The following is a 25,491-nucleotide window of genomic DNA, read 5'->3' as shown; positions in this document are numbered from 1 at the left end:
ATTGAATTACGTACAAAAATAATTAAAAATACGTCAAAAAGCAAACGTTTTTATTATGAGTTAGTTGAAATATTATTTAGTATTAACTCTTTCAATTTCTGCTAGAACTTCTTTCCAGTTATTTCCTATACAAGCCATTTTGCAATCGGTTCCAACTCTTGGGCATTCTCCACATTCATCAAAAAGTTTTTCAATGATTTTACGTTGCTGCATATTGTGGAATTTGATACTTCCTGTTGCTGGACTTCCTGTTGCCGGACGTGAAATAATATGAATATCTAGATCATGCAATTCACTTCTGATAAAAGTCCAAGCACCCATATTGAATGGTTCTTCTTGTACCCATAAATAATCTTTGGCATTGCTGTATTTCTTCAGCAGCGCTTTTATCTGAACAATAGGTAAAGGATATAATTGCTCTAATCTGATAATGGCAATATGTTCCTTATTTCCAAGTTTGGTTTTTTCTTCAATGAGGTCGTAATAAATTTTGCCACTACAAAATGCAATTTTAGTCACCTTGCTAGCATCAGCTATTTGGTCATCTATCAATTCTTTAAATCCACCATTAGTGAAATCATCAACAGTAGAAGTCGCCAATGGATGTCTCAATAAGCTTTTGGGTGTAAATACAATTAAAGGCTTACGGAATTCTCGTTTTACTTGTCGGCGCAGCATATGGAACATATTTGCGGGAGTAGTAGGATTGGTCACCTGCATATTATTCTCCGCACAAAGCGTTAAAAACCTTTCAATTCTGGCACTAGAATGTTCTGGACCTTGGCCCTCATAACCATGAGGAAGTAAAACCACCAAGTCGTTCATGACCTTCCACTTGTCTTCAGCACTACTGATAAACTGGTCGAAGATAATTTGAGCACCATTTCCAAAATCACCAAACTGAGCTTCCCAAATGGTTAAATCATTAGGGGAGGCCAGAGCATAACCATATTCGAATCCTAAAACTCCGTATTCCGAGAGGAGGGAGTTAAAGATAGAAAAACGAGCTTGATCTTCGCTGATATTTTGTAATGGGGTATAAGTTTCGGCACTGTCTTCCAAAGTGAAAACAGCATGACGATGAGAGAAAGTTCCTCTTTGTACATCTTGTCCACTTATCCTTACCGGATAGCCTTCTTTTAATAAAGTACCGTAGGCCAAAAGTTCTCCCATGGCCCAATCCAACTTGTCGTCTTTAAACAACATGTTCTCGCGAGTCTTTTGAAGACGGACAATCTTTCTAAACAGATTTTTTCCTTCTGGAACTGCGGTTATTTTTTGTCCAACCTCCTCCAGATATGCTTTACTCACTGAGGTATCTGGAGAGTAATCAAAATCTTTATTCTGTGCTTTTCTTATACCAGTCCATTCTTCTTCTAGGAAATTACTGATATGTCCTTTGGTAATTTCTTTGGCTTTTTCTAAGCTTTCCTCCAGATGCTCATTAAAGCCAGCTTCCATCTGGTCTATCTTTTCTTGAGATAAAGCATTTTCGGCTAAAAGCTTTTTGGCATAAATTACTCTAGGATCAGGATGTTTTTCAATGGCTTTATATAGTATAGGCTGTGTGAAGCGAGGCTCATCACCTTCGTTATGACCATATTTTCTATAGCAAAGTAAATCGATGAACACATCTTTCTTAAATCTTTGTCGGAATTCCATGGCCAACTGCACCGTATAAGCTACTGCTTCCACATCATCTCCATTCACATGGAAAATGGGTGACTGAATGGTTTTTCCCACATCGGTACAATAGGTAGAAGTACGGGCATCTAAATAATTGGTGGTGAATCCCACCTGATTATTAATCACCAAATGGATGGTTCCTCCAGTTTTATAACCTTCTAGTTCGGCCATTTGTATCACTTCATAAACCACTCCTTGACCAGCTATACTGGCATCACCATGAATCAGAATAGGAGAGATGCTGTCTTCGCTAATATCGCTGTTTACATCATCAATTCTGGCTCTCGTCATTCCCTCGACTAAAGGATTTACGGCTTCCAAATGGGAAGGATTAGGAGATAAAGTTAAACGAACCTTATGGCCTTTTGAAGTTTCTCTTTCTGTGGTGGCTCCCAGATGATATTTTACATCGCCTAAAAGGTGAGTATCGTCATATTCATTTCCAGCAAACTCACTAAAGATGGTGTGATAAGGCTTTTTCATAATATTTGCCATCACATTTAAGCGACCTCTATGGGCCATTCCAATCATGAATTCTTTAATGCCTTTGTCGGCTCCAATTTCAATAACCGATTCCAAAGCAGGGATTAAAGCTTCGGCACCTTCCAATGAGAATCGTTTCTGACCGGGGAATTTTCTATGAATGAATTTCTCGAAACCAACAGCCTGGGTTAGTTTATAAAGAATCCTCTGTTTTCTTTCAGATACGAACTCGGGTTTGTTCTGTCGGGCTTCCATTTTCTCCTTGAGCCAAGATACCTGTTCGGTGTCTCTAATATATACATATTCCACAGCCACCGAGCCACAATAGGTTTTCTCCAGAGCTATAATAATATCTTTCAGCTTTGCAGGACCCATTCCTAGCTTATTTCCGGCTTGAAATACCTTTTCCAGATCAGCCTTAGTTAAATCATAGTTTTCTATATCTAGACTTGGCGAATACTGGCGACGGGTACGAACGGGATTGGTTTTGGTAAAAAGGTGTCCACGTTTTCTATAATCCTCAATCAGGTTGATGACCTTATATTCAGATGCAGAAACGGTATCTTCTTCACCATAATTTTTTCTACTGAACTCAAAACCCTCGAAGAATTTCTTCCAGCCCTCTTCCACAGAATCAGGGTCGTCAAGGTAGTTTTGATAAAGCTCCTCAATAAATTCAGGGTTATTATTTAAGTACGAATGCTTTTCCATTTAGGTTTTTTTATGTGTTCAAACACAAAGTTCTTTGCTTCAATCTGTATAAAAATAATCAGAATTGAGTTTAGAACGATTTTAAATAAGCAAAATTAGAAAATTCCGCCATGTAGACATCCTATTAAGAGCTTTTTCTGAGCTTTTTTTGGATTTTTTAGCAAACGATTGTAATTATTGGTGAATACTACAAGCTAAATGCTTGAGTTGATTTTAAATCAGCTCATCGAGACTGCTAAATTTTTAATATTTTCTTATGCATACAGGGATACAAAGAATATTTATTATTTTTGATACAAATCTCTCTCGTATGAAACGCCTATTAATTATCATCATCATCTCATTAGCTGTATTTTTCTCATCTTGTTCCAAGGAAAGACATCATTATCTCACTGAAATCGATAAAGAGTTTTTGGGACTAGCTGTTGAAGATACAAATATATTGCTAGAGTATAACTATAACCTTTCCGAACCAGATACCTCTTTCAATTTTATTAAAGCAGATTATCGAGAATTTGAATCCGTTAAGACGGAAGGCTTCGCTGATATTCCCTATAAAGAACATTTAGAAACAATTACGCGATACAATAGTAAGGGTTATATAAAAATTCAAAAAAAGAAAACAAATAAGTTAGATGTCACCATTAATTGTTATTCATTTACTTTTAATGATATTATTGAACAAGGTGTATCTGTTGAGATAAGAGGAAAAGTTTATCATGATGTTTATATTTTTAGTGAAAAACTCTGGTTATTATATTATTCTAAGGAATTTGGATATCTGAAATTTGAAGAAAATAGAGGCGGTGATGTTCTTTTTGAGATTTTAGAATAGCGCTTTTAAGCGCATAGAGTGGATTTACAATTCGGTCGTCACGATAGTCAGTTTTATAATCGGATTTTAAATTCGATTGAGCAAGATATGAATTACTGTTATACATGAGAAAATTAATTTATATTCGCGCTTTATAAGCATATAAATAATGAACTATAGTTTTATTCACATGAAAAATATCAAACCATTACTCCTCTTATTCTTATTTACAATTTCCTTATCTTTTTTATCATGCAATAAAAAAGATGAAGAGCCAGAAGTAAAAGACTTAGTCATTTTTGAAGATGATTTTAGCACGAGCACCTGGGATTGCTTCGATGAAGAGATTGTGGTAGCTTGTGTTCAAGATGGGTATTTATTTATTGAGCATAAGAACGAAGACCTTAATTACTTTTATTCTTTTTATTATTATTACGATTTCCAAAGTGATTATATAATAGAAACTGCTGTAGAGTCTATTGAGACTTCTGAGGATTTTCAGTATGGTATTATGTTCTTACTGAAAAACAGATACAATCATTATTACATGTATTTAAAAGGAGATCAGTTTCATATTGGTTATGTTTATAATTATAATCATCATTCTATTGCCGAACTTACCTATTCTGAGCATATTAAAACAGATGGTTCGGCTAACAATATTAAACTTAGAAAAGATGGTTATCATTGGGATTTTTATATCAATGAAGAGAAGGTCTATGAATACGAAGTTACAAATGAAATTGGTGACGAATTTGGCTATTTTTTTATTGGGAGAGGGAAAGTTGGTATTGATTATTTTAAAGTGTCTAAATTAAAATAGTCATTATCGAATAGAACTCGAAAAACAATAAGCTATGCCAAGAATCACAATTTATCTTTTTCTATTTATTCTCCTATTTACTTCCTGTAAGAAACAACCTAGTACTGTAGATTTATTGAAAGGTAATTATTCATTGAAATATGCGAGTATTGATGGCGAAGATGTTACCGGATATTTAACCAGTGATTCAGTTAATATGTACCGTTTATTTACTGCTGAGATTGAGAATACCCATCCCTTTATTTTTTATTTCCGCCCCTATCTGGAAAGCTACTACACACACGAATCTTCTTTTCAACTAATTGGAAATAATAAGATAGTCATTAAAAGGCTAAACTCGGGAGAAGATTCAAATGCTTCGCTTAATGATAATTTAGCTTTTATTCCTTTTGCTAAACAGGATGACCTGACTCTAAATATAGAAACTCTTACTGAGAATCAATTGATTTTTTATACTATTTATTCTGGAAAAACATATCGGTATGATTTTAAAGAATGAGTTTAAAATCAAGTATAGTTCTATGCCAGAGAGACTCAATTGAGATAATTCTACTAGAAAATAAACTACAATTCGAGAGAATGGCCTTACTACTGTGATTGATAAATAAGAGTAGTATAAATCCAATAAAGCAGCAATCTTTGAGCCTTCGTGCCTTTGTGGCAATAAAAATTCCTTTCCTTTATATTAAAGCTTTATTATGAAAAGAATCTCCCACCAAAACCCTATTTTTGCAAAAAAATATAAACCGATATGAACTTAGAAATAGGAATAGAACACGATGTTGAAATTATAGTAACCCCAAATGATACTGCTAAAGCTTATGGCTCTGGTTTGGTAGAAGTTTTTGCCACTCCAGCCATGGTCGCTTTGATGGAAAAATCAGCACTTCAATTGGTTGGTCCATTTTTAGAGGAGGGTAAAAATACAGTGGGAACAGAAATTAGTGTAAAGCATGTGAAAGCCACTGGCCTTGGTAAAAGAGTCCAAGCTACTGCCAAATTAATTGCCGCTGATGGTCCAAAACTCACTTTCGAAGTGGAAGCTTATGATGAAGATGGCCTAATAGGAAAAGGAACACACAAAAGATATGTGATAGATGAAGAAGCTTTCATGAAAAGCCTCGAAGCTTAGAATTTAGAAAGTATACATTGGTTTTTCTGTTTGCTCCTCTCCCTAAATGGAGCAAAAAACCAAACTTATGAAACTTCGTGCTTCGTGATTCAAACTTCGTGATTCAAACTTCGTGCTTCACACTTCAAACTTCTAACAAAACAATGATAAAATTCGAAAGATTTCAATTAGACAATGGCCTAAGAGTCATCGTTCATCAAGACCTGAGTACACCTTTGGTGGCCATGAATATATTATATCAGGTAGGAGCTCGTGATGAGGAGCCCTCCAGAACTGGATTTGCCCATTTATTTGAGCATTTGATGTTTGGTGGCTCTGCCAATATTCCATCCTACGATACTCCTTTGGAGACCGCTGGTGGTGAAAATAATGCTTTCACCAATAGTGATATCACCAATTATTACCTCACCATCCCCAAAGAAAACTTAGAAACTGCTTTTTGGTTGGAGTCTGATAGAATGCTAAACTTGGCTTTTACCGATAAGAGTTTAGAGGTGCAACGCCAGGTCGTCATTGAGGAGTTTAAACAGTCTTATCTGAATCAGCCTTATGGAGATGTTTGGATGTTATTGAAACCATTAGCTTATAAAACGAATCCTTATCAATGGAATACCATTGGTAAAGATATTTCTCATATTGAGGATGCCAGTATGGAGGAAGTTAAAGATTTCTATCGCCGCTTCTATAATCCTAATAATGCCATTATGGTGTTGGCTGGAAATATAAATGTAGAGGAGGCTAAAGAATATTGCGAGAAGTGGTTTGCTAATATTCCTGCTGGGGAGAAAGTGCAGAGAAATCTACCTAAAGAAAAAGTACAAACAGAAGCACGAGTATTAAAAGTAGAACGAGAGGTGCCTAACGATGCACTTTACATCGCTTTCCACATGTGCAATAGATTAGATAAGGCTTATCAAATCACCGATTTGTTGAGTGATATTTTGTCTAATGGGCCTTCTTCTCGCTTATTTCGTAAACTAGTAAAAGAACGTGCCTTATTTGCAGAGCTTGATGCTTATATCACAGGAGATATCGATGCCGGGCTTTTTATTTTTAGTGGTAAGCCAGCGGAAGGCATTTCTCTGGAACAAGCAGAGCAAGCCATCTGGGAAGAAATAGAAAAAGTGAAAGAAGAATTAGTAAGTGAAGAAGAGTTAGAGAAAGTCAAGAATAAAATGGAATCTTCCATGATATTTGGCGAAATCAGCTTTTTAAATAAAGCCATGAGCTTGGCTTATTATGAAACCATCACCTGTGCCGAAGATATTAATGAAGAAGTGAAAAAGTATAGAAAAATATCTGCTTTGCAATTACAAGAAATGGCCAAAAGCATATTCACTAAAGAAAACAGCAGTACTTTGTTTTACCAAGCCAAAAAGGAGCAATCATGATATTAGACAGAAAAACACAACCCGCCCTAAATACCGTTGGTGATATTTATATTCCTCCAATTCAACATGCAAGGCTGGATAACGGATTGCCTATTTCCTATATTAATATTGGAAGTCAAGAGTTGGTGAAGTTTCAGGTGGCCATTCCAGCCGGAATTGTATACCAGAATCAATCACTAACCGCATTTTTTACCAATAAAATGCTAAAAGAAGGAAGTCAAAACTATTCTGCTGCTGTAATTGCTCAGAAGATGGATTATTATGGTGCCTTTTTCGAAACCCGAATTACTCGTGATTTTGCTTATTTCAATCTCTTTTGTTTGAATAAATATCTTGCTCAGGTATTGCCTTTAGTAGCTGATATGCTGATCGCACCTCTTTTTTCAGATTCAGAGTATTCTGTATTGAGAGAACAGGAGAAACAAAATTTCCAACTTCGTATGCAGAAAGGTAAGAACAAAGCTTTAAAAGCATTCAATACAGCTTTATTTGGTGCTGATCATCCTTATGGTTCCGCTGCTACTATAGAGTCTTATGATGCGCTTCAGGTTCTGGATTTGAAATCTTTCCACCAAAAATATTATTCTGCTACTTCTTGGAGAATCTATTTATCTGGCAAAGTTTCTGAAGATATTTTAGCGATAATTAATCAATTTTTTGGTGCTTTAGAAATGGTAGGAGAATCCACTCAGAAACCTATTATTGAACTTCATGAACCTCTGAGTATGGAGCGAATGTGGGTGGAGCAAAAAGGAGCCATGCAGACCGCCATAAAAATGGGTTGTTTAACTTTGGATAAGAAACATGAGGACTATGCCGCACTTTCATTGGCACAAACTATATTTGGTGGTTTCTTTGGATCTAGATTGATGCAAAACATTAGAGAAGACAAAGGCTATACTTATGGTATTCATTCTGGAATTCAGCATTTGCATCAAGCCAGCATTTTCAATATTAGCAGTGAAGTTGGTAAAGATGTGGCTTCAAAAGCTCATGCCGAAATACTCATAGAACTCAAACGGCTAAGAACAGAACTAGTTGGCGAAGAAGAAATTAGTTTGGTGAAGAATTATATGACTGGAGGCCTCCTTCGTTCTTTAAACGGTCCTTTTGCTTTAGGAGAAATGATGCGTAATTTGGAGGAGTTTGAACTTCCAGAAAACTATTATTCACAATTAACCAAGCAAGTTCAACAGGTAAGTGCTGATGAGATACTTCATGTGGCAGAGAAATATCTGCATGAAGATAAAATGCTCACGGTGATGTCAGGAAGTGAACTGGTATAGATCGTTTCTGACATTTTTTCAGCAAAACATCATTGGCATAAAGATTGAGTAAAAGGGACTAAAACCTAGAAAATGAAACTAATCAATATTGCTTCTTTTGGAGAATTGCAGGTGCAGTTGAAAGAAACACCAACAGCTTATCTTTTGCTCTATAAATCGGGCTCCGATGCTAGTGATTGTGCATTGGCTAATGCTTCTAGAACCATAAATGAGGATGTTGTTTTTTTGGTGGCTGATGTAAATGAAGTTAGAGATATTCATGGTGAGTTTGGCGTAAAATCGGCCCCCATACTATTAAGTTTCAAAAATGGGGAAATGAGTAATTCCTATAAAGGCTGTAATGATGTCAGCTTTTATGATAAGATATTTGCTCAGGACTTTTTTGTGGCACAAGCAGAAGGAGAAGAACGAGTAGCGAAAAGAGTTACGGTATATTCTACACCTAGTTGTAGCTGGTGTGGGACTTTAAAAAAGCACCTCGATGTACATGGGATTCGTTATCAAGAAATCAATATTGCCAGCAATCATGATGCGGCGGAGGAAATGGTAAAGAAAAGTGGTAAACAAGGTGTTCCACAAACCGATATCAATGGACAAATGGTGGTAGGTTTTGATAAAGTGAAACTTAATAGCCTTCTTGGAATTAAATGAAAATAAATAAAACTATACATATGAGAGAGTTACAACCCTTAAATGACAATGTGCTTTTAGACCTCAATGAGGACAAGAAAGAGCAAAAAACAGCAAGTGGAATCATTATTCCTGATACAGCAAAAGAAAAACCACAGTATGCTAAAGTTATAGCTGTTGGTAATGTGGAGAACCCTGGAATCAAAGCCGGTGATGTAGTTTTCTACAAGAGGTTTGCAGGCAATGAAGTGGAATTTGAAGGAAATAAATACCTTTTTATTCCTTATGCTGATATCTTAGCTAAAGTTGTTGAGACTGAGGAAATATAGTCCTCTAATTCATATAATCTAAAACCCATAGCACCTGTTATGGGTTTTTTTATTTCTCACTTTTTTATTTAATAAATACGAATAAGGATCCAACCAAAGCTAATAATGCTCCTAGGCTGTTTCTCTACTTATTATGTGTTAATTTTGGTATTATTGAAATTAACGCAAGATTAAAGAATATGAGGAATATGATAGTTTTCATATGTGTGCTTATCTTATCATTTAATGGGTTTGCACAAAATGAATTTTTAGAAGCATCAATCGATAATAGCTGTAATGTAAAGCCCGCTCAAATAAATATACCTAGTGGAAAAACGGCAAGTTCTTTCCAATTGATTTCTCTTATTGCAGGAAATAACTGTTACAGTGGAGCCAAATTTACAGAAAAAGGCTTTTTAATAAAAAATGCTTCAGGTGATATGATATATAGATATCAAATAAATGAAGAGGGCCAAATTTACGAGCCCAATGGAAGTTTAAAGGATTTTAAATTAAGTTCAGGAATCTATTATTTGTATGTAGATGGAGGAACGGGAGCTTATGTGAAACTTAAATTTCATACCATTTAAGTGAATGGGAGGGACCCCAAAAAGCCCTCCGAAGATGAGTATACATTGCGACAGAAACTCGGTTCGTCCTGAACCGAGTTTTATTTTTAATAGAATGTGATTATACTTCTCTATAGTTTTTGTAAAAAATTCTGAGTTCTTCCAAGGTGTCATATAGTGCTTGTGGCTCATGGCATGTCATCAGCTTCATCTTGAATTCTTTGAAATGTGGAAAGCCTCTAAAGTAATTACTATAGTGCTTACGCATTTCATTAAGTGCTCGGGTTTCTCCCTTCCATTCAACCGAACGTTCCACATGTTCTTTACAGATATCAACTCGTTCATCTATTCCAACGATTAAAGGTTCTGTATTCCCATTCATATACTCTTTAATTTCTTTAAATATCCAGGGATTTCCTATGCTGGCTCTTCCAATCATGATGCCATCTACTCCGTATTTGTTTCTGGCTTCTAAGGCTTTAGCGCCAGAACTTATATCACCATTTCCTATGATAGGAATGTGCATACGAGGGTTTTCCTTTATTTTACCTATCAAAGTCCAATCGGCAACACCTCTATAAAGCTGGGAGCGTGTTCTCCCATGTACCGTTAAAGCCTGAATACCTAGATCTTGCAATTGCTCAGCTAATTCTACAATGATTTTGTTATTCTCGTCCCAACCCAGTCTAGTTTTTACTGTAACAGGAAGGTGAGTGGATTTTACCACCGACTCAGTAATTCTCAATAATCTTGGAATATCTTGTAAAGCTCCTGCACCAGCACACTTGGTTACCACCTTTTTTACTGGACAGCCAAAGTTAATATCGATAATATCAGGCTTGGCTTGTGTGGCTATCTCCGCAGCTTGTACCATAGATTCCTCGCTATGACCAAATATTTGAATTCCTACTGGAGATTCTCCAGGATTCATATCTAGTTTCTCTATGCTCTTTTTAGCGTCTCTAATAAGCCCTTCCGATGAAATGAACTCAGTGTACATGATGTCAGCACCCAGTCGTTTACAAAGCGCTCTAAATGGGGGATCGGTAACGTCTTCCATTGGAGCTAATGCCAAGGGGAAGCCTTCGATTTCTATATTTCCTATTTTCAATGTTGTCGTTTTTTACAAAGCGCAAAATTATTACTTTTGCTGAAAAACTGTGGATATTCAATTGTTAAAGGATACAAAAGATGGCAAACGCTTGTTTGCACTTGTCTTACTGATATTTGGACTGGGTATATTTGTTAGTCTTTTCGGTATTTTATTAGGAGTTGGCTTTATCGAAGGGCCTATTTTTGAGCGTATTTCGTCAATGGGCAACCTAAACACCCCTTCTGATATAAGTTTGATGAAGTATTTCCAAATTGTTTCTCAGTTTGCTTTTTTTATCATTCCTGCCTTAATATTCGGATTTTTAATAGAGAAAAAAACTTGGGGATTCTTCAATCTGAACAGTTGGCCTTCTATTATTATGCTAGGCCTTGGGATATTAACCCTGTTGATGTCGAATCCTCTAAGTGAATGGCTTATCTATCAGAACGGAAAAATGTCTTTGCCTTCGAGCATGGCTGCTATTGAACAATGGATGAGAGAGGCGGAGGAACGAGCCGCCTTTGCTACCAATGTATTTCTAGATATGAAAGATTGGAAAGATTATGCGCTTAATATTCTGATGATTGGAGTGTTGGCCGCTGTTGGTGAAGAATTGTTATTAAGAGGGGCTTTCCAACCATTATTTATCAGACTATTCAAAAATGAACATATTGGAATTTGGATTACTGCTTTGGTGTTTAGTTTTATTCATTTCCAGTTTTATGGTTTTTTTGCTCGTTTATTTTTAGGTGCTTTATTAGGCTATTTCTATTACTACTCTAAGAATTTATGGGTGCCCATTATCGCTCACTTCTTTAATAACTCCATGGCAGTCACCTATGTATACATCACTAAGGAGCCTTTGTTTAGTACTAAACCCGAGTTAATTGAGCAAAAAGAGCCACAAACGCTATTGGCACTTTTAAGTTTGTCTTTAGTTGTTCTTGGAGTTTTCTTGATGAGGTATTATAAAAACAAGCAAGCTGAAGAATAGAAAAGGTTTCGTATTAATCTCAATTTTGTTTAGAAAAGAAACCACTCATCTATAAAGGACGCTGTGCATTCATAAATGTTACACTTTTTAATGCAATTTTAACTTTCTTAAACATTTGATACTGAATATCATAATGGCTTGTTAATTAATTTGGGGCTGTTCATTTACGTGCATGAATATGTATCATAGTATCACAATCACTTCATTAGGTTTATTGGATGAAATATCGTAAAATGCATAATATTAGGTATATATGAACTTTGGCATGGTTGTTAATTATAGGGTAAGCACAAGACATAACAAAAACAATCACCATGAAAACAAAAACAATAATTATCATCGCTTTATTCCTTGTAGGATTTTTATTTCAACCCGTATTGGCCGAAGCTGAAACCATAGATTTTAAAAAGGCTTTAAGTAAAACTGTTAAATATCCAGCTAAAGCCAGCGAGAACGGAATGGAAGGAACCATTTGGGTAAGTTTAGATGTTGATGCCAATGGCATTATGAGTGTTAATGAAAGTAACCATAACTGTTGCGATAAATTGCATGAAAATGTAGTAGAGCAATTAGATGGAAAAAAGATTAAGAAATTCGACGAGAGTATGGTCGGTAGGCATAATATCAAACTTGTGTTTGATATACAGGAATAGCAATATCATAATTGAATAGGTAAATATTGATTTAAATTCGTTTATTGTAAAGTTCGATTCATTGTCCCCTGCGATGAATCGGCTTTTTTTTGGATCATATTATTTGATAAGTAAACATAGTTAATCGTATTAAAATGGGAGAACCATATGACTCATAAGGGCTGTTGTAGTATATTAATTTGAAGCCTGCTGCTCGAAGAATCAACATCGGTTTAATATTGGATAGCATGGGATGAGACAAAAAAAACCGCCTTTCTTTGAAAGGCGGTTTTTATTATTAAAATATATACTTGCGTATTAATCTTCTCTTTGTTCAGTTACAGAGTAGTTAATTTTAAAAGCTCCTACTTTTCTTAACTCTTGTTTCACATCGGTAACAATTCCCATTTTGGTGTCTTTGTCAACCTTTAGTGAAGTGGTTAAGAATTTTCTATCAGCTTCGTCTCTCGCTTCTTTTTCAACAGCAATAAAATCTGAGATATCATCAACAGTTCCAAAAGTATCGTTTAATTGAATACGAGTATTGGTTCCTAATTTACCTTGAACAGGCTCACCAATATATATAAAACTTACTAAACTTTTCTTTTCAAGTTTTGAAACTTCTTTAGCCGAAGTAGGATTAACCTTAACTAGTAATTCGGTTTCACGCATTACAGTAGTTACCATAAAGAAGAACAAAAGCATAAAGATAATATCGGGCAATGAAGCCGTAGATACTGCTGGGGTTTCTTTGTCCCCTTGTTTCTTAAATCTAGACATAATATTCTCCTTTATTATTTAGTTCCCACATCTTCTGGTTCAGCTTCTGACACTGGAACCGGAACGGCTTCGTTAATAGCTTTAGCTTCATCCTCATTTAAATCTGCATATTTTCTGCCAAATTTCTTGTCGGATAATTCATCTTTAAGTTGGGTAAAAGCTTGAGCAATTTTATCTTGAACTTGAATGTACATATCGTATGAAGTACCACGGTCATTTTTCAATGAAATAATACCTCTACTTTTATAAACAGTACCAATTAGATCTATAGTTTCCTCTTTAACCTCAGGAAAAGCTACATCATCTGGATAGTGAGGGGTCATAAATTTTATAACATCCTCTTTTAAATCTTCCAGCTGACCAGGTTTTCCATTTACCAAAAGTCTATCTGATTTACTCACTAAGATATTCATGATATTTCTATCTTTAATATCCGGTGGTTTGACAGTAGGATCTGGTGGTGGAGGTAACTTTCTATTGATACCAGTTGTAACATCCATAGTAGTTGTTACCAAAAAGAAGATCAAGAGCAAGAAAGCAATATCTGCCATTGAGCTTGCATTAAATTCGGGTGTTTTTCTTGCCATGATTCTATTTTTTATTATTTAAACATGTTTGAGATACTGGCATATAGAATAGACAATATGGCCAATCCAAAAACTACATATGTATAAATTAGACCTGCTCCAACCATTACAGAAGTTTCAGCTGTAATTTTTTTCGCTTCTAATTCATCAGGAGTGAAAGTGTTGGTTGCTAAGCTTTTAGCTACAAACCAAAGGGCTACAGCAGCAACAATGATGATTAGAGTTCTAATCGCTCCTTTTGGATTAGAAATGATTTGAAGGACAGGGAAGAGTAAAGCAATGACTACTGATAAGCTAAACGCAATGTAAGCTGTTAAGAAGTAACCATTAAGAACGCTTTCTGTTACTGAATCGTCTCCCTGATATAAAACCGCAATTTGATAGGCTGTTGCAATTAAAATCAGGATAATAGCGATTCCAAAAAATGCTTTTTTTAGTATATTATCCATGTTTAATTATTATTTACCTGATTTAAATTTGGTTAAGATATCAACGAAATCAATAGTGCTATCTTCCATATCGTTAACAATAGCATCAATTTTAGCTACACAGTAATTGTAAAAGATTTGAAGAATAATCGCAACGATCAAACCAAATACAGTTGTTAAAAGAGCTACTTGAATACCAGAAGCAACAACAGTAGCAGAAATGTTACCAGCAGCAGCGATATCGGCAAAAGCACCAATCATACCAATTACAGTACCCATGAAACCAAGCATAGGAGCTAGAGCGATAAATAATGCAATCCAGCTTAAGTTTTTCTCTAAGCGTCCCATTAAAACACCACCAAGAGCAACGATTGATTTTTCAACCATGTCGATTCCTTCGTCATATTTATTAAGACCTTCCCAGAAGATAGAAGCTACTGGTCCACGAGTGTTTTTGCAAACTTCTTGAGAAGCTTCAATTCCACCATTGTGAAGCGCGTTTTCAACTTTGTTTAATAATTTCTTAGTGTTAGTAGTTGAAAGATTTAAATAGATAATTCTTTCAATAGAAATAGCCAAACCAAAGATTAAGGCTAATAAAACGATACCCATAAATCCGGCACCTCCTTGAATGAATTGCTCTTTCAATACTTCATGGTATCCTGCTTCTTCTTTTACAGGTTCTTCTAAAGTAGCTGGTACTTCAGGAACAGTTTCTTCAACTACTTGTTCAGTAGCTGTTGTGTCAATAGCGGCTCCTTCTTCTTGAGCATAAGCTACATTGAACAAACCGAAGCTAAGCATTCCGGCTACAGTTAATAGTGCAATTAGTTTTTTCATAATTTACAAAAATTTATTTACAGAACTTCAATATTTATTTTTACTTCATTTATTTCACTAAGCGGAGAAAGAGGGATTCGAACCCTCGGTACACTTTTGGCGTACACACGCTTTCCAAGCGTGCACCTTAAGCCACTCGGTCATCTCTCCGTTGGCACAAATAATTATATTATTTGTCGCGGCGGCTAAATTACAAAAATTTATTTCTAAAATAAAAAATGCCTTTATTTTTATCTGGTCAATATTAGTGAGAGAATGTATTTGTAAAACCCTCTATATGGCTGATATTTAACAAGAAAAAACCGTGCCGAAAATCCTGGTTTTTAGTTTATCCAAAAGTGGCTCGAAAGTTTTTTGTTAAATTTTGGTGGATTTTCAATTTTAGATGACTTTATTTGAAGGATAATTGACTTTGTTTTTAAGAGGTTTTTAGCATATTTCTGGGAATTAATTAACATTAAAACTTTTGGGTTTGAGTATATTTGTTGCTCTTAAATAGCAAATATAATTTTATGCAAACAATTTTAGGTTCAGGTGGCATTATAGGTCAAGAAGCTTCCTATTGTTTATCAGAATTTTCTGATCAAATAAGGCAGGTAAGCAGAAAACCAAGGCAAATAAATGCCACAGATCAAATTTTTCCTGCTGATTTAAGAAACGAATCTGAAGTTAGAACTGCTGTTAAAGGTTCGGAAATAGTTTATCTTACAGCAGGTCTTCCCTATAATACCAAAATTTGGGCCGAATCATGGCCGAAAATCATGTCAAATACCATAAAGGCATGTCAAGAACATCATTCTAAATTGGTGTTTTTTGATAATGTGTATATGTATGGAAAAGTTGATGGCTTCATGACTGAAGATACTCCTTTTAACCCTTGCAGTACAAAAGGGGAAATACGAGCAATAATTGCCAGACAGTTAATGGAGGAGATGGAGAAGGGTAATATTCAAGCACTAATTGCTCGTTCTGCCGATTTTTATGGTCCAAAAGCCTCCAATACCTATATTACTCCCATGTTATTCGAGAAATTGAAAACAGGAAGTAAACCACAGTTTATGTTAACGGCGAATAAAAAACATTCCTTTACTTATACTCCAGATGCTGCAAAGGCTATGGCTTTTTTAGGAAATAAAGAGGAGGCTTATGGACAAGTTTGGCACCTGCCAACAGACCAGAATGCCCTCAGCATGAAAGAATGGTCGGATTTAACATCAAAATACTTCGGAAGTAGACCTGACTATTCTATTTTAAGTCCATGGATGATTAAAATGGCTTCTTTGTTTAGTCCTGTAGTAAGAGAATCCCAAGAAATGCTTTATCAGTTTAAGTATGATTATTTATTTGATAGTTCGAAATTTACAAATAAATACTTTGGTGCGACATCCTATGCCGAAGGAATAAAGACTATTTATAATATGCAATATAAATAGATTGGTATTTGTTTTGTTGCTTTTTAGTTTTGATTTTAATAAAGACGATCTCTGGTAGATGAATTCTCCAATTATAAGGTAATTAGCTTATTTATTTCTGCTTTATATGCTCATTTATATAGTTTTATTTAGGAAATTACTTATACACTATATTGTGTTTTTTACTATCTTTGATGAACGCTAGTTCCCAATGTCACTTTTATGAAAGAAAATAATAAATCTTCTAGGAATAAAGAAGAAACTACTCTTGACCTTATTGCCCAAAATATTGACGATATTATTTGGAAGTTGGATATCCAAACCATGAAACTTACTTATATAAGTCCTTCGGTTTACAGTATCCGTGGATTCACGCCTAAAGAGGTCATGGATGGAAGTGTAGAGGATAGTTGCCATCCCGAAGATTTGAAATTAGCTTTAGAAAAGGTTAATAGGCTGTTTTATAGTTCTAAGAATAATAGGTTTTCGCCAAATTATAAATTAGAGATGCGGCAAACCAAAAAAGACGGAACTTATGTTTGGTTAGAGGTTAAAATTTCATTGATTCTGAATAAAGATGGGAAGCCTGTTAAAGCAATTGGAGTGTCACGAGATATTTCTGATTCAAAAAATGAGACAAAAGAATTAAAGAAGAGCTTAGAAAGAGAGAAGTTTTTTGCTGATATCATCAGGCATTCTTCGCAACCCATTGGAATTGGATACCTTGATGGTAGAGGAGCATTATTAAATCAAGCTGCTTACGATTTACTCGGTTATTCTGAAGAGGAAATGACAAAGATAAATTGGAGGGATGATCTTACTCCAGCAAAATGGTATGCTGAAGAAGACGAGGTTTTAAAAGAAAGTATTCTTGAAAAGAAGGCAAAAACCTATAAGAAGGAATATATTCATAAATCAGGAAGAATAATTCCAATTGAAATTAGAGTTCATCCAAAATTTGATGATCATGGTGAATTGTCTTATTTTTTGGCCTTTATTACTGATATCACTGAAATAGAAAAAACTAGAATTAAACTGGATCAAACCAATGAACGATTCAATTTAGCCCTTAAAGGAACTAATGATGGTTTATGGGATTGGAAAGTTGGATCAAAGACTGTTTATTTGAGTCCGCGTTATTTGGAGATAATAGGGTATCACCCAGGGGAATTAGAATTCAGCCTTGATTCACTTCTTGATTTAATTCACCCAAACGATATTGACACTGTGAAATATAATCAAGAGCATTTTGCCATTTCTCAGAATATTAGGCTGGAACAGCAGTTTCGGCTCAAACATAAAAAAGGATATTATGTTCCTGTTTTATCTAGGGTTTTCAAAGTTGTTAATGAAAAAGGGCATGCCATTAGAATGATTGGTACTCATATTGATTTAACTGAAGCCCATTTGATGCAGCAAAAAATTGATGAAGGTGAGCTTCGTTACAAAACATTATTCGAGAACTCCAACATTGGAATCGCTATATCAAATGAACAAGGTGAGGTATTTGAATCTAATGCCACATTAAAAGAAACTCTTGGAATTCCTTATGATTCTGAAACTCGGTATAGTGCTGAGCAGTTTTATTATTATTCAAAGGATAGGAAATATTTCATTGAACTTTTAAATAAGGATGGAGAGGTTAAGAATTTCCATTTTAAAGGAGTTGGGTTAGATGGAGAAATTCTTTGGTTGAGCATGTCGAGTAGAAAGTTGAGAATTGATGGTGAGATTAGAATATTAAACGCTTTAACAGATATTACTCAACAGGTGATAGCTGAACAAAAACTCAAAGAAAGTGAAGAGAGATTCAAGCATCTGTCTAAGTTGACATTAGAAGGGATATTAATACATGATAATGGGCTTATATTAGATGTGAATGAATCTTTTGTTAAGATGTGTGGATATGGAAAAAAGGAGTTGCTCCATCAAGATTTTTTCCAAATATGTATGGAAAATGATGATTCTAGAAAGGAATATTTTAAAGAACTGGAATCCTCTAAGCAATCTAAAGAAATGGCTATTTTTACAAAAAGGGGCATTAGAACACCTGTATTAGTGAGTAGCCGAATTACAAGTTTTAGAGGTCAGAGCGTTCAGGTGAGCTCCTTTCATAATATTACGAATAGAATAGAAGCCGAGCAAAATATACGAAAATTGTCAGCAGCTGTAGAACAGAGTGGGCATTCCATAGTGATTACCAATACAAAGGGAATCATAGAATATTTGAATCCTCAGTTTGTGAAAATGTTTGAGTTTAGTTTATTAGAAGCCTTAGGAAAGCCTATTTCTATTATAGAATCGGGATACCATTCCGCAGAATTTCAGAAGGAGCTTTGGTGTCAAATTGAAGATGGTCAAGTTTGGAAGGGCGAATTTTTAAATAAGAGTAAAAATGATAAGCTGTATTGGGTAAGTGCCTCCATTAGCCCCATTAAAGATAGAGATGGACAAGTGACTCACTATTTGAGTATCATGGATGATATTACTCAAAAAAAGAAGTTTGAAAAGGAACTCATTGAAGCCAAAAAAAATGCAGAAAAGAGTGATCAATTAAAATCTGCATTTTTAGCAAATATGAGTCATGAAATTAGAACTCCATTAAATGGAATAATAGGTTTTACGGATTTATTAAATGACCCTGAGGAAGTTTTTTCAGGTCATGAAATCACTAGATATCTAAATATCATTAGTAATAATGGTCAACTCCTATTACATCTGGTAAATGATATCATTGATATTTCAAAAATTGAATCAGGCCAAATGCATATATCTGTACAAGAGTTTTCTTTAAGCGAGGTTCTGCAAAAATTAGAAAATAGCTTCGAAAATTCAATGAAACCAAATGTGGAATTAAGGATTCAACATATTACTGAAGAAATTAATCTTCAAACTGATTTTACTAGAGTGTTTCAGGTGTTTAATAATTTGATTTCAAACGCATTAAAATTTACCGATCGGGGTTATGTTAGTATTGATTTTGAAGAAGAAACCGAACATTTAATGGTTTGTATAGAAGATACAGGTTGTGGTATTTCGGAGGAGGCCCAGAAAATCATATTCGATCGATTTGCACAAGGCCGTCCTATTAATGATCAGTTATTGGGAGGCACGGGTCTGGGCTTGTCTATCACAAAAGGTCTGGTGAAGTTATTGGGTGGTGAGATTTGGGTAGATTCTGTAGACGGAGAGGGCTCTGTTTTCCGATTTCGCATTTTAAAATCTATGAAAAAGAGCTAAGATTATTTCTCATAGAAATGCATCTCTTTGATGTATTCCCACACTTTTCTAGGCAGGAAATATCTGATATTTTTACCATCTTTTATAGCATTTCTAATAAAACTAGCTGAAATTTCCATTTGAGGAGCATGAAAAACTTTTATATGCTCATGTAAGTGGCTTTCATGTTTGGCGCCTGGTCGTGCATAGACATATATTTTATATTCTTTTAAAAGCGTTTCATAATTTTTCCATTTATGAATACTTTCAACACTATCACCACCCATAATCACAAGAAACTCTTTGTTTGGATATTTCTCGTCCAACCTAGTTAAGGTATCAATGGTATAGCTAGGTTGAGGCATATTAAACTCAATATTGCTGGCTTTCATATCATATTCATCCTCTAAAGCTTGATGAGCCATTTCTAATCTATGATAATCAGCCAATAGACTTTTTTTCTCCTTTAATGGATTTTGCGGAGATACCACAAACCAAATTTTATCAAGGTCTGTAAATTCCAGCATATAATTAGCTATAGCCATATGCCCGATATGGATGGGGTTGAAAGAACCAAAGTAAAGGCCTATCTTTTGTTTTGGTTTATCCATTGATGAAGTTTGTTAAAGTCTGAAATGTTTCTTCGTAGGCATCCTCCAGCTTGTTATTGATAATAATCACATCAAATTGAGAAGCAAAACTCATTTCATATTCAGCTTTGTCTAACCTTTTTTGAATACTCTCCTCGCTATCAGTAGCTCTATTGATTAATCGATCTTTGAGTACATCAATATTAGATACTTGAATAAAGACGGCTAGAGCGTTTTTGCCAAGAAGTTTTTTAAGGTTTATTCCTCCAACTACATCTAGGTCGAAAATGGGGAGTTTGCCCTCCGAAAAGATCCTGTCTAATTCAGATTTTGGAGTGCCATATTTTACGCCAGCATAAACTTCTTCCCATTCAATAAACTCATTATTCTTAATCTTCTTGTTGAACTCCTCTAAGCTAAGAAAATGATAATCAACTCCATCTTTTTCATTTCCTCTAGGAGTTCTACTAGTAGCTGATACTGAGAATTCTAGAGGGAATCCTCTTTTCATCATTTCCCGAACAATAGTTGTTTTCCCTGAACCAGAAGGAGCGGAGAATATAATATATTTTCGTTTTAAAGCAGAGGTACCCATTATAAAATATTAAGCAGTTGTTCTTTTATTTTTTCTAATTCATCCTTCATTCTCACTATTAAGTGTTGAATTTGAGCTTGATTGGCTTTGCTTCCTAGGGTATTTAATTCTCTGCCTATTTCCTGACTGATGAAATTGAGTTTCTTACCCTGAGAAAGGTCTTCAGATAGCACTTCGTTAAAATAATCGAGGTGTTGAGATAGTCTTACTTTTTCTTCGGTAATATCTAGCTTCTCCATATAATATATGAGTTCTTGCTCTAATCTATTCTCATCTATGTTACTTCGATCTATTAGATCACTTAAATCTTTCTCGAATTTTGCTCTTAAATGTGTTACTCTAGCTTCTTCCAAAGCTGGTATTTCATTCTGATATTGCCTGATGTTTTCAATACGTTCAGAAAAATCTTTGTTTAAAGATAGTCCTTCTTGTTGGCGGAAATTATCTAATGCCAAACAGGCTGTTTCCACACCTTGCATAATTTGATCCCATTCTTTTTCATCTATATCTTCAATTTGTGGAACCAATACATCTGGAATTCGGAGGATGGCACTAAGCATATCTGCGTTAGGAGTAATTCCTAATTCCAATGCTGTTTCTTGCATACTTTTAAAATGCATCTTCAATGCATTATTGTTAATCTGGACTGAGGAGTTAGATTCTCCACTTACTTCATTAATACTGAGTTCTATTTTCCCTCTCACTAAAATAGTTTGAACTAGTTTTCTGATTTGAGGTTCTTTCTCCCTGTATTGAGATGGAATTCGACTGATGAAGTCAAAGTTTTTACTATTAACAGAGCGGAATTCAATATTTATGGATTTGTTTGGCAAGCTCACCACGTTTTTGCCAAAGCCAGTCATCGATTTTATCATGAACAAAATTTTGCACAAAGATAATCATATGGTCGATAATCCCTAAGGTGAAATAGGTTTGATGAAAAATTGAGAATTGGGCATTAAACAGAGTCGTAGCGGTGAACTTTGTGTAAGTCCTTATTAAGATTTTCAAGAGCTTTATCAGTAAGTTGCTTTAGGTCTTCAATAGAATAGGGTTTCTGTAAAAATGGGATATCACGGAAACGGGCCAGTTTATTTTTGTTTTCTGGGAAGCCGCTAATGACAATGACTTCAAACTTTCTAATTGGGAACCTTTCTAAAAGATTGATTCCAGAGCCTCTTGGTAGATTAATATCTAAGAACACCAAGTTTGGTTTATACTTTTTTATCTGTAGAAAAGCATCATCAATATTTATTGAAGTCCCCAAAAGCTCAATCTCCTTATAGTTTTCAACTAATATTTTTTTAACTAGGGCTTGTGCATCAGATTCGTCGTCAATTAACCAGGCTTTGATTTTCTTTTTCATATGATAAAGATAGTTAATATGTTTAATTATTTGGTTTAATTATAAATTCTTTTCTTGTTCTCCGATAAGTTTTATTCCTCTTTGATATGGAAATTTAAGGATGACTTTCGTCCCTTTGGCTTCTCTTGTTAAATGATTTTGAAGATCAATAACTTCGAATAAAATCTTTTGTTTGGAATTATGGATGTTCAAAAGTTTTATTCTTTCTTCTATTACTTTTAATCCGTGGAGTTCTCTTTTATTGGATTTTTCTGTTTTAAATTCCATTGCTTTTTTTCGACCAATTCCATTATCTAAAATAATACATTCAACCAGTTCTCCTACTTTCTTAAATTGAATCAATAATAAAGCTCCTCTAATTTTTAAATCGGAGAAACCATGGATGATGCTGTTTTCTGCAAATATTTGAATCATGATGGATGGAATTGTGAATTGTTCTAAATCAGATTCCAATTTAATTATAAAGTTAAAATAACTATTGCTTCTTCGCTGTTCTAAACTAAGGTAGGAGTTTAAAAGCTTAACCTCTTTTTCGAGGGTGATTTCTTTATGATAGGCACTATTGAAAATTTGACGGATAAGATCGCCGATTTGTTTTACAAAATAAGTGGCATCATTGGTTCTATTATTTACAATATAGGAGTTAACAGAGTTTAAAGCATTAAACATGAAATGGGGATTCATGACACGGGTGAGGGATTGTTGATGGAAGTCTGCAAGTACTTTCTCATTTTGAAGTCTTTCATTCCTCTTAGAATAGTAAAAATAGAATATGGCACCTAGCAGAGCTAGAATAGAAAATGAAACCAAAATCTTAAAAAACCAAGTATCGTAAAAAACCTTTTTAATTGAAAAACTGATGGAATCTATATTGTCACTTTCGTATCCATATGAATTAATGCCTTTAACTTCAAATGTATAATTCCCTGCTGGCATATAAGGCATCACCACGCTGGCTCGCTTTATTTTTTCCCATTCTTCATTTCCTCCATCAGTAATTCTATAATAATAGGTGATGTTTTTTTTATCATGAAAATCAATAGCATTATATCCTATTTCAATATTGTTTTCATAATGTTCCAGTTCGAAATGACCTATACTGGATTGAAATCTATTCTCACCATTTACCATGAATTCATCAATGTATATTGGGAATTTATCTTCCATAGATAAAACAATAGGGAGATTGATAAGTGATAAACCTCTATCAGTTGCTGCCAACAGATGATTGTTTTTCACTATCTTTAAATCGTGAATATCGCTACCCATAAGGCCATCATTTTTTTTAATGATTTTTGACGATTTAATAACTGGATATTTATAAATAGAGAATTCTACAATATTGATCCCTTTGTTGGTACCTAAATATATAGTAGAGTCATTTAATTGTTTTAAAACTTGAATATTATTGCTAAGAAGGCCTGAGCTTTCATTAAAAATGAAAACAGTATCTGTTTTTACCCAAAATAGGCCCCTACCTTTTGTTCCAATAATTACATCCTCACTATTTTTTGGTGTGATAAAGGTGTTAGAGGTGGTGTATTTGTCTTGATTTATAAAATGGAGTTCTGATAACTGAGCTTTCTGAGGATTGTCTTTCAAATATCGCAACCTCCTCAAATTGTTCATGTCTTGAAATAGTAAATAGGAAAATCCCTCCTCTTTGTCAGGAGGAATGTAGGATGATATTTTGTTCATTCTTAGGTTTTTGGTATTTTCTAGCCTTGTGAGCTTCTTATTTTCTATAGAGAAAAAATCTTCGCAATATAAAAGCCCAGTACTGGTGGCAAACCATAAAATCGAGTCTTGAATGACAAAATCTTTACCGTTGGTGAAGGGATATCTTTTAGCCTCTGCCATTCTACTTTTATTTTGAAATAGTGTGTTTATTGGAATTTCATAAAAAGCAGCACTAGAACTCAAGTATAAATTCCCATGGTATATCTTGGCTTTATTGACTATTTCTCTTTCTAGGGCAGGGATTTCAATCTTTTGAAGTTTGGATTTTAAACCATCTAGAATAAATATTTTATTGGTTCTTGAAACCCCTATGAATCTTTCTTCACTTACTTTTAATATCTGAGATATGTAATTGGCTATAAAGTTCCCTCCCGCAGAGTAATTAGTGATATATAAAGATTGTACATGATGCACACCACCCAATAATGTAGTAACCCATCCTCTTGTATTCTGGTCGTACCTTAAAGAGGTAACACACTGATCCTCTAAAAATGAAAGATGGGGAGGGCTTGCCAATGATTCATCCCTGTAGAACATCAACCCATGATCAACACTCCCAACCCATATTCCTCCCAAAATTCCTTTTATGGCATAAAGAGGAGTATAATCAATAGGATATGTAAGAATACGACCATCTTTATGAAAAGTAAATGCTTGTGAATCTGTGAAATATATTACTTTATCAGGGAATTCTATATATAGGTTTCTATTGGGTAGGATGTCTGCGGTATTTTTGCATCGATATTTTAATTCGATTTTTTGTCCATCAATAATAGCAGTGGTGATAACACTGTCTTTGTTTTTGTTATATTGACTGTAAAATAGATGTTGGTCATCTGGTTTTGAGATACAAACGCTATCTCCTCGATTTATATTATATAATTCAAATTTATCACCCTTGATATGAATCATCTTTCCTCTAGTTAGAGAAAATACAACTTCGTTGGTGTCGAATGGATATAGGGTTCCGGAGGCAATGATCTCCACACTATTTTTCAAGGTCTTTATAATATCATTGCCTTTGAAGTGATGGACTTTGCCATTTTCATAATAAGATAATAAGCCTGAGATACCAGCAAACCAAATTCGTCCAAAACGATCTTTTTCAATTTCTAGAATGGTATTTTCTGTTAAACCATCATTTATATCTAATGTGGTGAAAGTTTCTCCATCAAAATAACATACGCCATTATTAGTTGCAAACCATAAATACCCTTTGTCGTCGATTAAACTCTTGTATACTTCATCTGAAGGTAGTCCGTCGTGGGTATGGAAAAATTGCATTCCAGGCGTTTGTGAAAAAAGCTGGGAGCTAAATAGGACCAATAGAAATAATAAAAGTTTAATTTTCATATAGAAGTCTTTGTATCAAATTTACTAAA

Annotated in this window: 24 protein-coding genes and 1 tRNA gene; 13 read left to right on the top strand and 12 right to left on the bottom strand. The window is 34.5% G+C overall.

Annotated features, from left to right (window positions below):
• Nucleotides 1-72: 72 nt before the first annotated feature.
• Nucleotides 73-2,880 carry a 2-oxoglutarate dehydrogenase E1 component gene (locus HNS38_RS08980; protein ID WP_172279292.1) on the bottom strand — a complete coding sequence of 936 codons (2,808 nt, stop codon included), beginning with the start codon at nucleotides 2,878-2,880 and terminating at the stop codon, nucleotides 73-75.
• Nucleotides 2,881-3,190: 310 nt separating this feature from the next.
• Between HNS38_RS08980 and HNS38_RS08975 the strand changes: the two genes are divergently transcribed.
• The 9 genes from HNS38_RS08975 (at nucleotide 3,191) to HNS38_RS08935 (ending at nucleotide 9,854) form a co-directional block, all read left to right on the top strand.
• The gene (locus tag HNS38_RS08975) at nucleotides 3,191-3,715 is read left to right on the top strand and encodes a hypothetical protein (RefSeq protein ID WP_172346330.1); all 525 of its coding nucleotides are present in this window, start codon (nucleotides 3,191-3,193) and stop codon (nucleotides 3,713-3,715) included.
• Nucleotides 3,716-3,884: 169 nt separating this feature from the next.
• Entirely contained in the window at nucleotides 3,885-4,517 is a 633-nt protein-coding gene (locus tag HNS38_RS08970) for a hypothetical protein (protein WP_172346329.1), read from the top strand.
• Nucleotides 4,518-4,551: 34 nt separating this feature from the next.
• A complete protein-coding gene (locus HNS38_RS08965) occupies nucleotides 4,552-5,016 on the top strand; it encodes a hypothetical protein (protein ID WP_172346328.1) in 465 nt (154 codons plus the stop codon).
• 252 nt (nucleotides 5,017-5,268) lie between these two features.
• Nucleotides 5,269-5,649 carry a thioesterase family protein gene (locus HNS38_RS08960; RefSeq protein ID WP_172282890.1) on the top strand — a complete coding sequence of 127 codons (381 nt, stop codon included), beginning with the start codon at nucleotides 5,269-5,271 and terminating at the stop codon, nucleotides 5,647-5,649.
• A gap of 143 nt (nucleotides 5,650-5,792) precedes the next feature.
• Nucleotides 5,793-7,040: a pitrilysin family protein gene (locus HNS38_RS08955; RefSeq protein ID WP_172346327.1), complete on the top strand. Its 1,248-nt coding sequence runs from the start codon at nucleotides 5,793-5,795 to the stop codon at nucleotides 7,038-7,040.
• Entirely contained in the window at nucleotides 7,037-8,326 is a 1,290-nt protein-coding gene (locus HNS38_RS08950) for a pitrilysin family protein (RefSeq protein WP_172282894.1), read from the top strand. Before HNS38_RS08955 ends, HNS38_RS08950 begins: the two co-directional genes overlap by 4 nt.
• Nucleotides 8,327-8,398: 72 nt before the next feature.
• On the top strand, nucleotides 8,399-8,977 hold the full coding sequence (locus tag HNS38_RS20200) for a glutaredoxin domain-containing protein (protein WP_216663678.1): 579 nt from the start codon (nucleotides 8,399-8,401) through the stop codon (nucleotides 8,975-8,977).
• 20 nt (nucleotides 8,978-8,997) lie between these two features.
• Nucleotides 8,998-9,285, top strand: a complete 288-nt coding sequence (locus HNS38_RS08940; protein WP_172282895.1) for a co-chaperone GroES — start codon at nucleotides 8,998-9,000, stop codon at nucleotides 9,283-9,285.
• A 188-nt stretch (nucleotides 9,286-9,473) separates the two neighbouring features.
• Nucleotides 9,474-9,854: a hypothetical protein gene (locus tag HNS38_RS08935; protein ID WP_172346326.1), complete on the top strand. Its 381-nt coding sequence runs from the start codon at nucleotides 9,474-9,476 to the stop codon at nucleotides 9,852-9,854.
• A gap of 100 nt (nucleotides 9,855-9,954) precedes the next feature.
• On the opposite strand, the gene dusB is transcribed toward HNS38_RS08935, so the two are convergent.
• Nucleotides 9,955-10,944, bottom strand: coding sequence for a tRNA dihydrouridine synthase DusB (gene dusB / locus HNS38_RS08930; protein WP_216663677.1), 990 nt, complete (start codon nucleotides 10,942-10,944; stop codon nucleotides 9,955-9,957).
• Between the two features lie 49 nt (nucleotides 10,945-10,993).
• Between dusB and HNS38_RS21085 the strand changes: the two genes are divergently transcribed.
• Entirely contained in the window at nucleotides 10,994-11,920 is a 927-nt protein-coding gene (locus HNS38_RS21085) for a CPBP family intramembrane glutamic endopeptidase (protein ID WP_172282897.1), read from the top strand.
• Nucleotides 11,921-12,234: 314 nt separating this feature from the next.
• The gene (locus HNS38_RS08920; protein ID WP_172282898.1) at nucleotides 12,235-12,573 is read left to right on the top strand and encodes a hypothetical protein; all 339 of its coding nucleotides are present in this window, start codon (nucleotides 12,235-12,237) and stop codon (nucleotides 12,571-12,573) included.
• Nucleotides 12,574-12,870: 297 nt separating this feature from the next.
• On the opposite strand, the gene HNS38_RS08915 is transcribed toward HNS38_RS08920, so the two are convergent.
• The 5 genes from HNS38_RS08915 to HNS38_RS08895 form a co-directional block, all read right to left on the bottom strand.
• A complete protein-coding gene (locus HNS38_RS08915; protein ID WP_172282899.1) occupies nucleotides 12,871-13,332 on the bottom strand; it encodes a biopolymer transporter ExbD in 462 nt (153 codons plus the stop codon).
• A gap of 14 nt (nucleotides 13,333-13,346) precedes the next feature.
• Nucleotides 13,347-13,919 (bottom strand): biopolymer transporter ExbD, encoded by a 573-nt coding sequence (locus HNS38_RS08910; protein WP_172282900.1) that lies wholly within the window; start codon nucleotides 13,917-13,919, stop codon nucleotides 13,347-13,349.
• A 14-nt stretch (nucleotides 13,920-13,933) separates the two neighbouring features.
• Nucleotides 13,934-14,368, bottom strand: a complete 435-nt coding sequence (locus tag HNS38_RS08905; RefSeq protein ID WP_172282901.1) for a hypothetical protein — start codon at nucleotides 14,366-14,368, stop codon at nucleotides 13,934-13,936.
• Between the two features lie 9 nt (nucleotides 14,369-14,377).
• Nucleotides 14,378-15,187: a MotA/TolQ/ExbB proton channel family protein gene (locus HNS38_RS08900; RefSeq protein ID WP_172282902.1), complete on the bottom strand. Its 810-nt coding sequence runs from the start codon at nucleotides 15,185-15,187 to the stop codon at nucleotides 14,378-14,380.
• Nucleotides 15,188-15,249: 62 nt separating this feature from the next.
• Nucleotides 15,250-15,337, bottom strand: a tRNA-Ser gene (locus HNS38_RS08895).
• A 362-nt stretch (nucleotides 15,338-15,699) separates the two neighbouring features.
• On the opposite strand from HNS38_RS08895, the gene HNS38_RS08890 reads away from it, so the two are divergent.
• Entirely contained in the window at nucleotides 15,700-16,620 is a 921-nt protein-coding gene (locus tag HNS38_RS08890; protein ID WP_172282903.1) for an NAD-dependent epimerase/dehydratase family protein, read from the top strand.
• 201 nt (nucleotides 16,621-16,821) lie between these two features.
• Nucleotides 16,822-19,839, top strand: coding sequence for a PAS domain S-box protein (locus HNS38_RS08885; RefSeq protein ID WP_172346325.1), 3,018 nt, complete (start codon nucleotides 16,822-16,824; stop codon nucleotides 19,837-19,839).
• 2 nt (nucleotides 19,840-19,841) lie between these two features.
• Here HNS38_RS08885 and nadD read toward each other — a convergent pair whose 3' ends face one another.
• The 5 genes from nadD to HNS38_RS08860 form a co-directional block, all read right to left on the bottom strand.
• Nucleotides 19,842-20,429 carry a nicotinate (nicotinamide) nucleotide adenylyltransferase gene (gene nadD, locus HNS38_RS08880; RefSeq protein ID WP_172346324.1) on the bottom strand — a complete coding sequence of 196 codons (588 nt, stop codon included), beginning with the start codon at nucleotides 20,427-20,429 and terminating at the stop codon, nucleotides 19,842-19,844.
• Nucleotides 20,422-21,003, bottom strand: coding sequence for a guanylate kinase (gmk, locus tag HNS38_RS08875; RefSeq protein WP_172346323.1), 582 nt, complete (start codon nucleotides 21,001-21,003; stop codon nucleotides 20,422-20,424). The genes nadD and gmk overlap by 8 nt, the downstream gene beginning before the upstream one ends.
• Entirely contained in the window at nucleotides 21,003-21,878 is an 876-nt protein-coding gene (locus HNS38_RS08870) for a YicC/YloC family endoribonuclease (RefSeq protein ID WP_172346322.1), read from the bottom strand. Before HNS38_RS08870 ends, gmk begins: the two co-directional genes overlap by 1 nt.
• An 83-nt stretch (nucleotides 21,879-21,961) precedes the next feature.
• Nucleotides 21,962-22,369: a LytTR family DNA-binding domain-containing protein gene (locus HNS38_RS08865; RefSeq protein ID WP_172346321.1), complete on the bottom strand. Its 408-nt coding sequence runs from the start codon at nucleotides 22,367-22,369 to the stop codon at nucleotides 21,962-21,964.
• Between the two features lie 39 nt (nucleotides 22,370-22,408).
• Nucleotides 22,409-25,462 carry a sensor histidine kinase gene (locus HNS38_RS08860; protein ID WP_172282916.1) on the bottom strand — a complete coding sequence of 1,018 codons (3,054 nt, stop codon included), beginning with the start codon at nucleotides 25,460-25,462 and terminating at the stop codon, nucleotides 22,409-22,411.
• Nucleotides 25,463-25,491: the final 29 nt, after the last annotated feature.

The sequence above is a fragment of the Lentimicrobium sp. L6 genome, from assembly GCF_013166655.1.
In the GTDB taxonomy this organism is placed as follows: domain Bacteria; phylum Bacteroidota; class Bacteroidia; order Bacteroidales; family UBA12170; genus UBA12170.
The sequence above is the reverse complement of the archived record's forward strand: the minus strand, read 5'-3'. Positions and strand labels throughout refer to the sequence as shown.

Bases quoted from the DNA above. Each gene is read 5' to 3' on its own strand.
- HNS38_RS08980 (WP_172279292.1), bottom strand. From the start codon at position 2,880: ATGGAAAAGCATTCGTACTTAAATAATAACCCTGAATTTATTGAGGAG.
- HNS38_RS08975 (WP_172346330.1), top strand. From the start codon at position 3,191: ATGAAACGCCTATTAATTATCATCATCATCTCATTAGCTGTATTTTTC.
- HNS38_RS08970 (WP_172346329.1), top strand. From the start codon at position 3,885: ATGAAAAATATCAAACCATTACTCCTCTTATTCTTATTTACAATTTCC.
- HNS38_RS08965 (WP_172346328.1), top strand. From the start codon at position 4,552: ATGCCAAGAATCACAATTTATCTTTTTCTATTTATTCTCCTATTTACT.
- HNS38_RS08960 (WP_172282890.1), top strand. From the start codon at position 5,269: ATGAACTTAGAAATAGGAATAGAACACGATGTTGAAATTATAGTAACC.
- HNS38_RS08955 (WP_172346327.1), top strand. From the start codon at position 5,793: ATGATAAAATTCGAAAGATTTCAATTAGACAATGGCCTAAGAGTCATC.
- HNS38_RS08950 (WP_172282894.1), top strand. From the start codon at position 7,037: ATGATATTAGACAGAAAAACACAACCCGCCCTAAATACCGTTGGTGAT.
- HNS38_RS20200 (WP_216663678.1), top strand. From the start codon at position 8,399: ATGAAACTAATCAATATTGCTTCTTTTGGAGAATTGCAGGTGCAGTTG.
- HNS38_RS08940 (WP_172282895.1), top strand. From the start codon at position 8,998: ATGAGAGAGTTACAACCCTTAAATGACAATGTGCTTTTAGACCTCAAT.
- HNS38_RS08935 (WP_172346326.1), top strand. From the start codon at position 9,474: ATGATAGTTTTCATATGTGTGCTTATCTTATCATTTAATGGGTTTGCA.
- HNS38_RS08920 (WP_172282898.1), top strand. From the start codon at position 12,235: ATGAAAACAAAAACAATAATTATCATCGCTTTATTCCTTGTAGGATTT.
- HNS38_RS08915 (WP_172282899.1), bottom strand. From the start codon at position 13,332: ATGTCTAGATTTAAGAAACAAGGGGACAAAGAAACCCCAGCAGTATCT.
- HNS38_RS08910 (WP_172282900.1), bottom strand. From the start codon at position 13,919: ATGGCAAGAAAAACACCCGAATTTAATGCAAGCTCAATGGCAGATATT.
- HNS38_RS08905 (WP_172282901.1), bottom strand. From the start codon at position 14,368: ATGGATAATATACTAAAAAAAGCATTTTTTGGAATCGCTATTATCCTG.
- HNS38_RS08900 (WP_172282902.1), bottom strand. From the start codon at position 15,187: ATGAAAAAACTAATTGCACTATTAACTGTAGCCGGAATGCTTAGCTTC.
- HNS38_RS08890 (WP_172282903.1), top strand. From the start codon at position 15,700: ATGCAAACAATTTTAGGTTCAGGTGGCATTATAGGTCAAGAAGCTTCC.
- HNS38_RS08885 (WP_172346325.1), top strand. From the start codon at position 16,822: ATGAAAGAAAATAATAAATCTTCTAGGAATAAAGAAGAAACTACTCTT.
- nadD (WP_172346324.1), bottom strand. From the start codon at position 20,429: ATGGATAAACCAAAACAAAAGATAGGCCTTTACTTTGGTTCTTTCAAC.
- gmk (WP_172346323.1), bottom strand. From the start codon at position 21,003: ATGGGTACCTCTGCTTTAAAACGAAAATATATTATATTCTCCGCTCCT.
- HNS38_RS08870 (WP_172346322.1), bottom strand. From the start codon at position 21,878: ATGATAAAATCGATGACTGGCTTTGGCAAAAACGTGGTGAGCTTGCCA.
- HNS38_RS08865 (WP_172346321.1), bottom strand. From the start codon at position 22,369: ATGAAAAAGAAAATCAAAGCCTGGTTAATTGACGACGAATCTGATGCA.
- HNS38_RS08860 (WP_172282916.1), bottom strand. From the start codon at position 25,462: ATGAAAATTAAACTTTTATTATTTCTATTGGTCCTATTTAGCTCCCAG.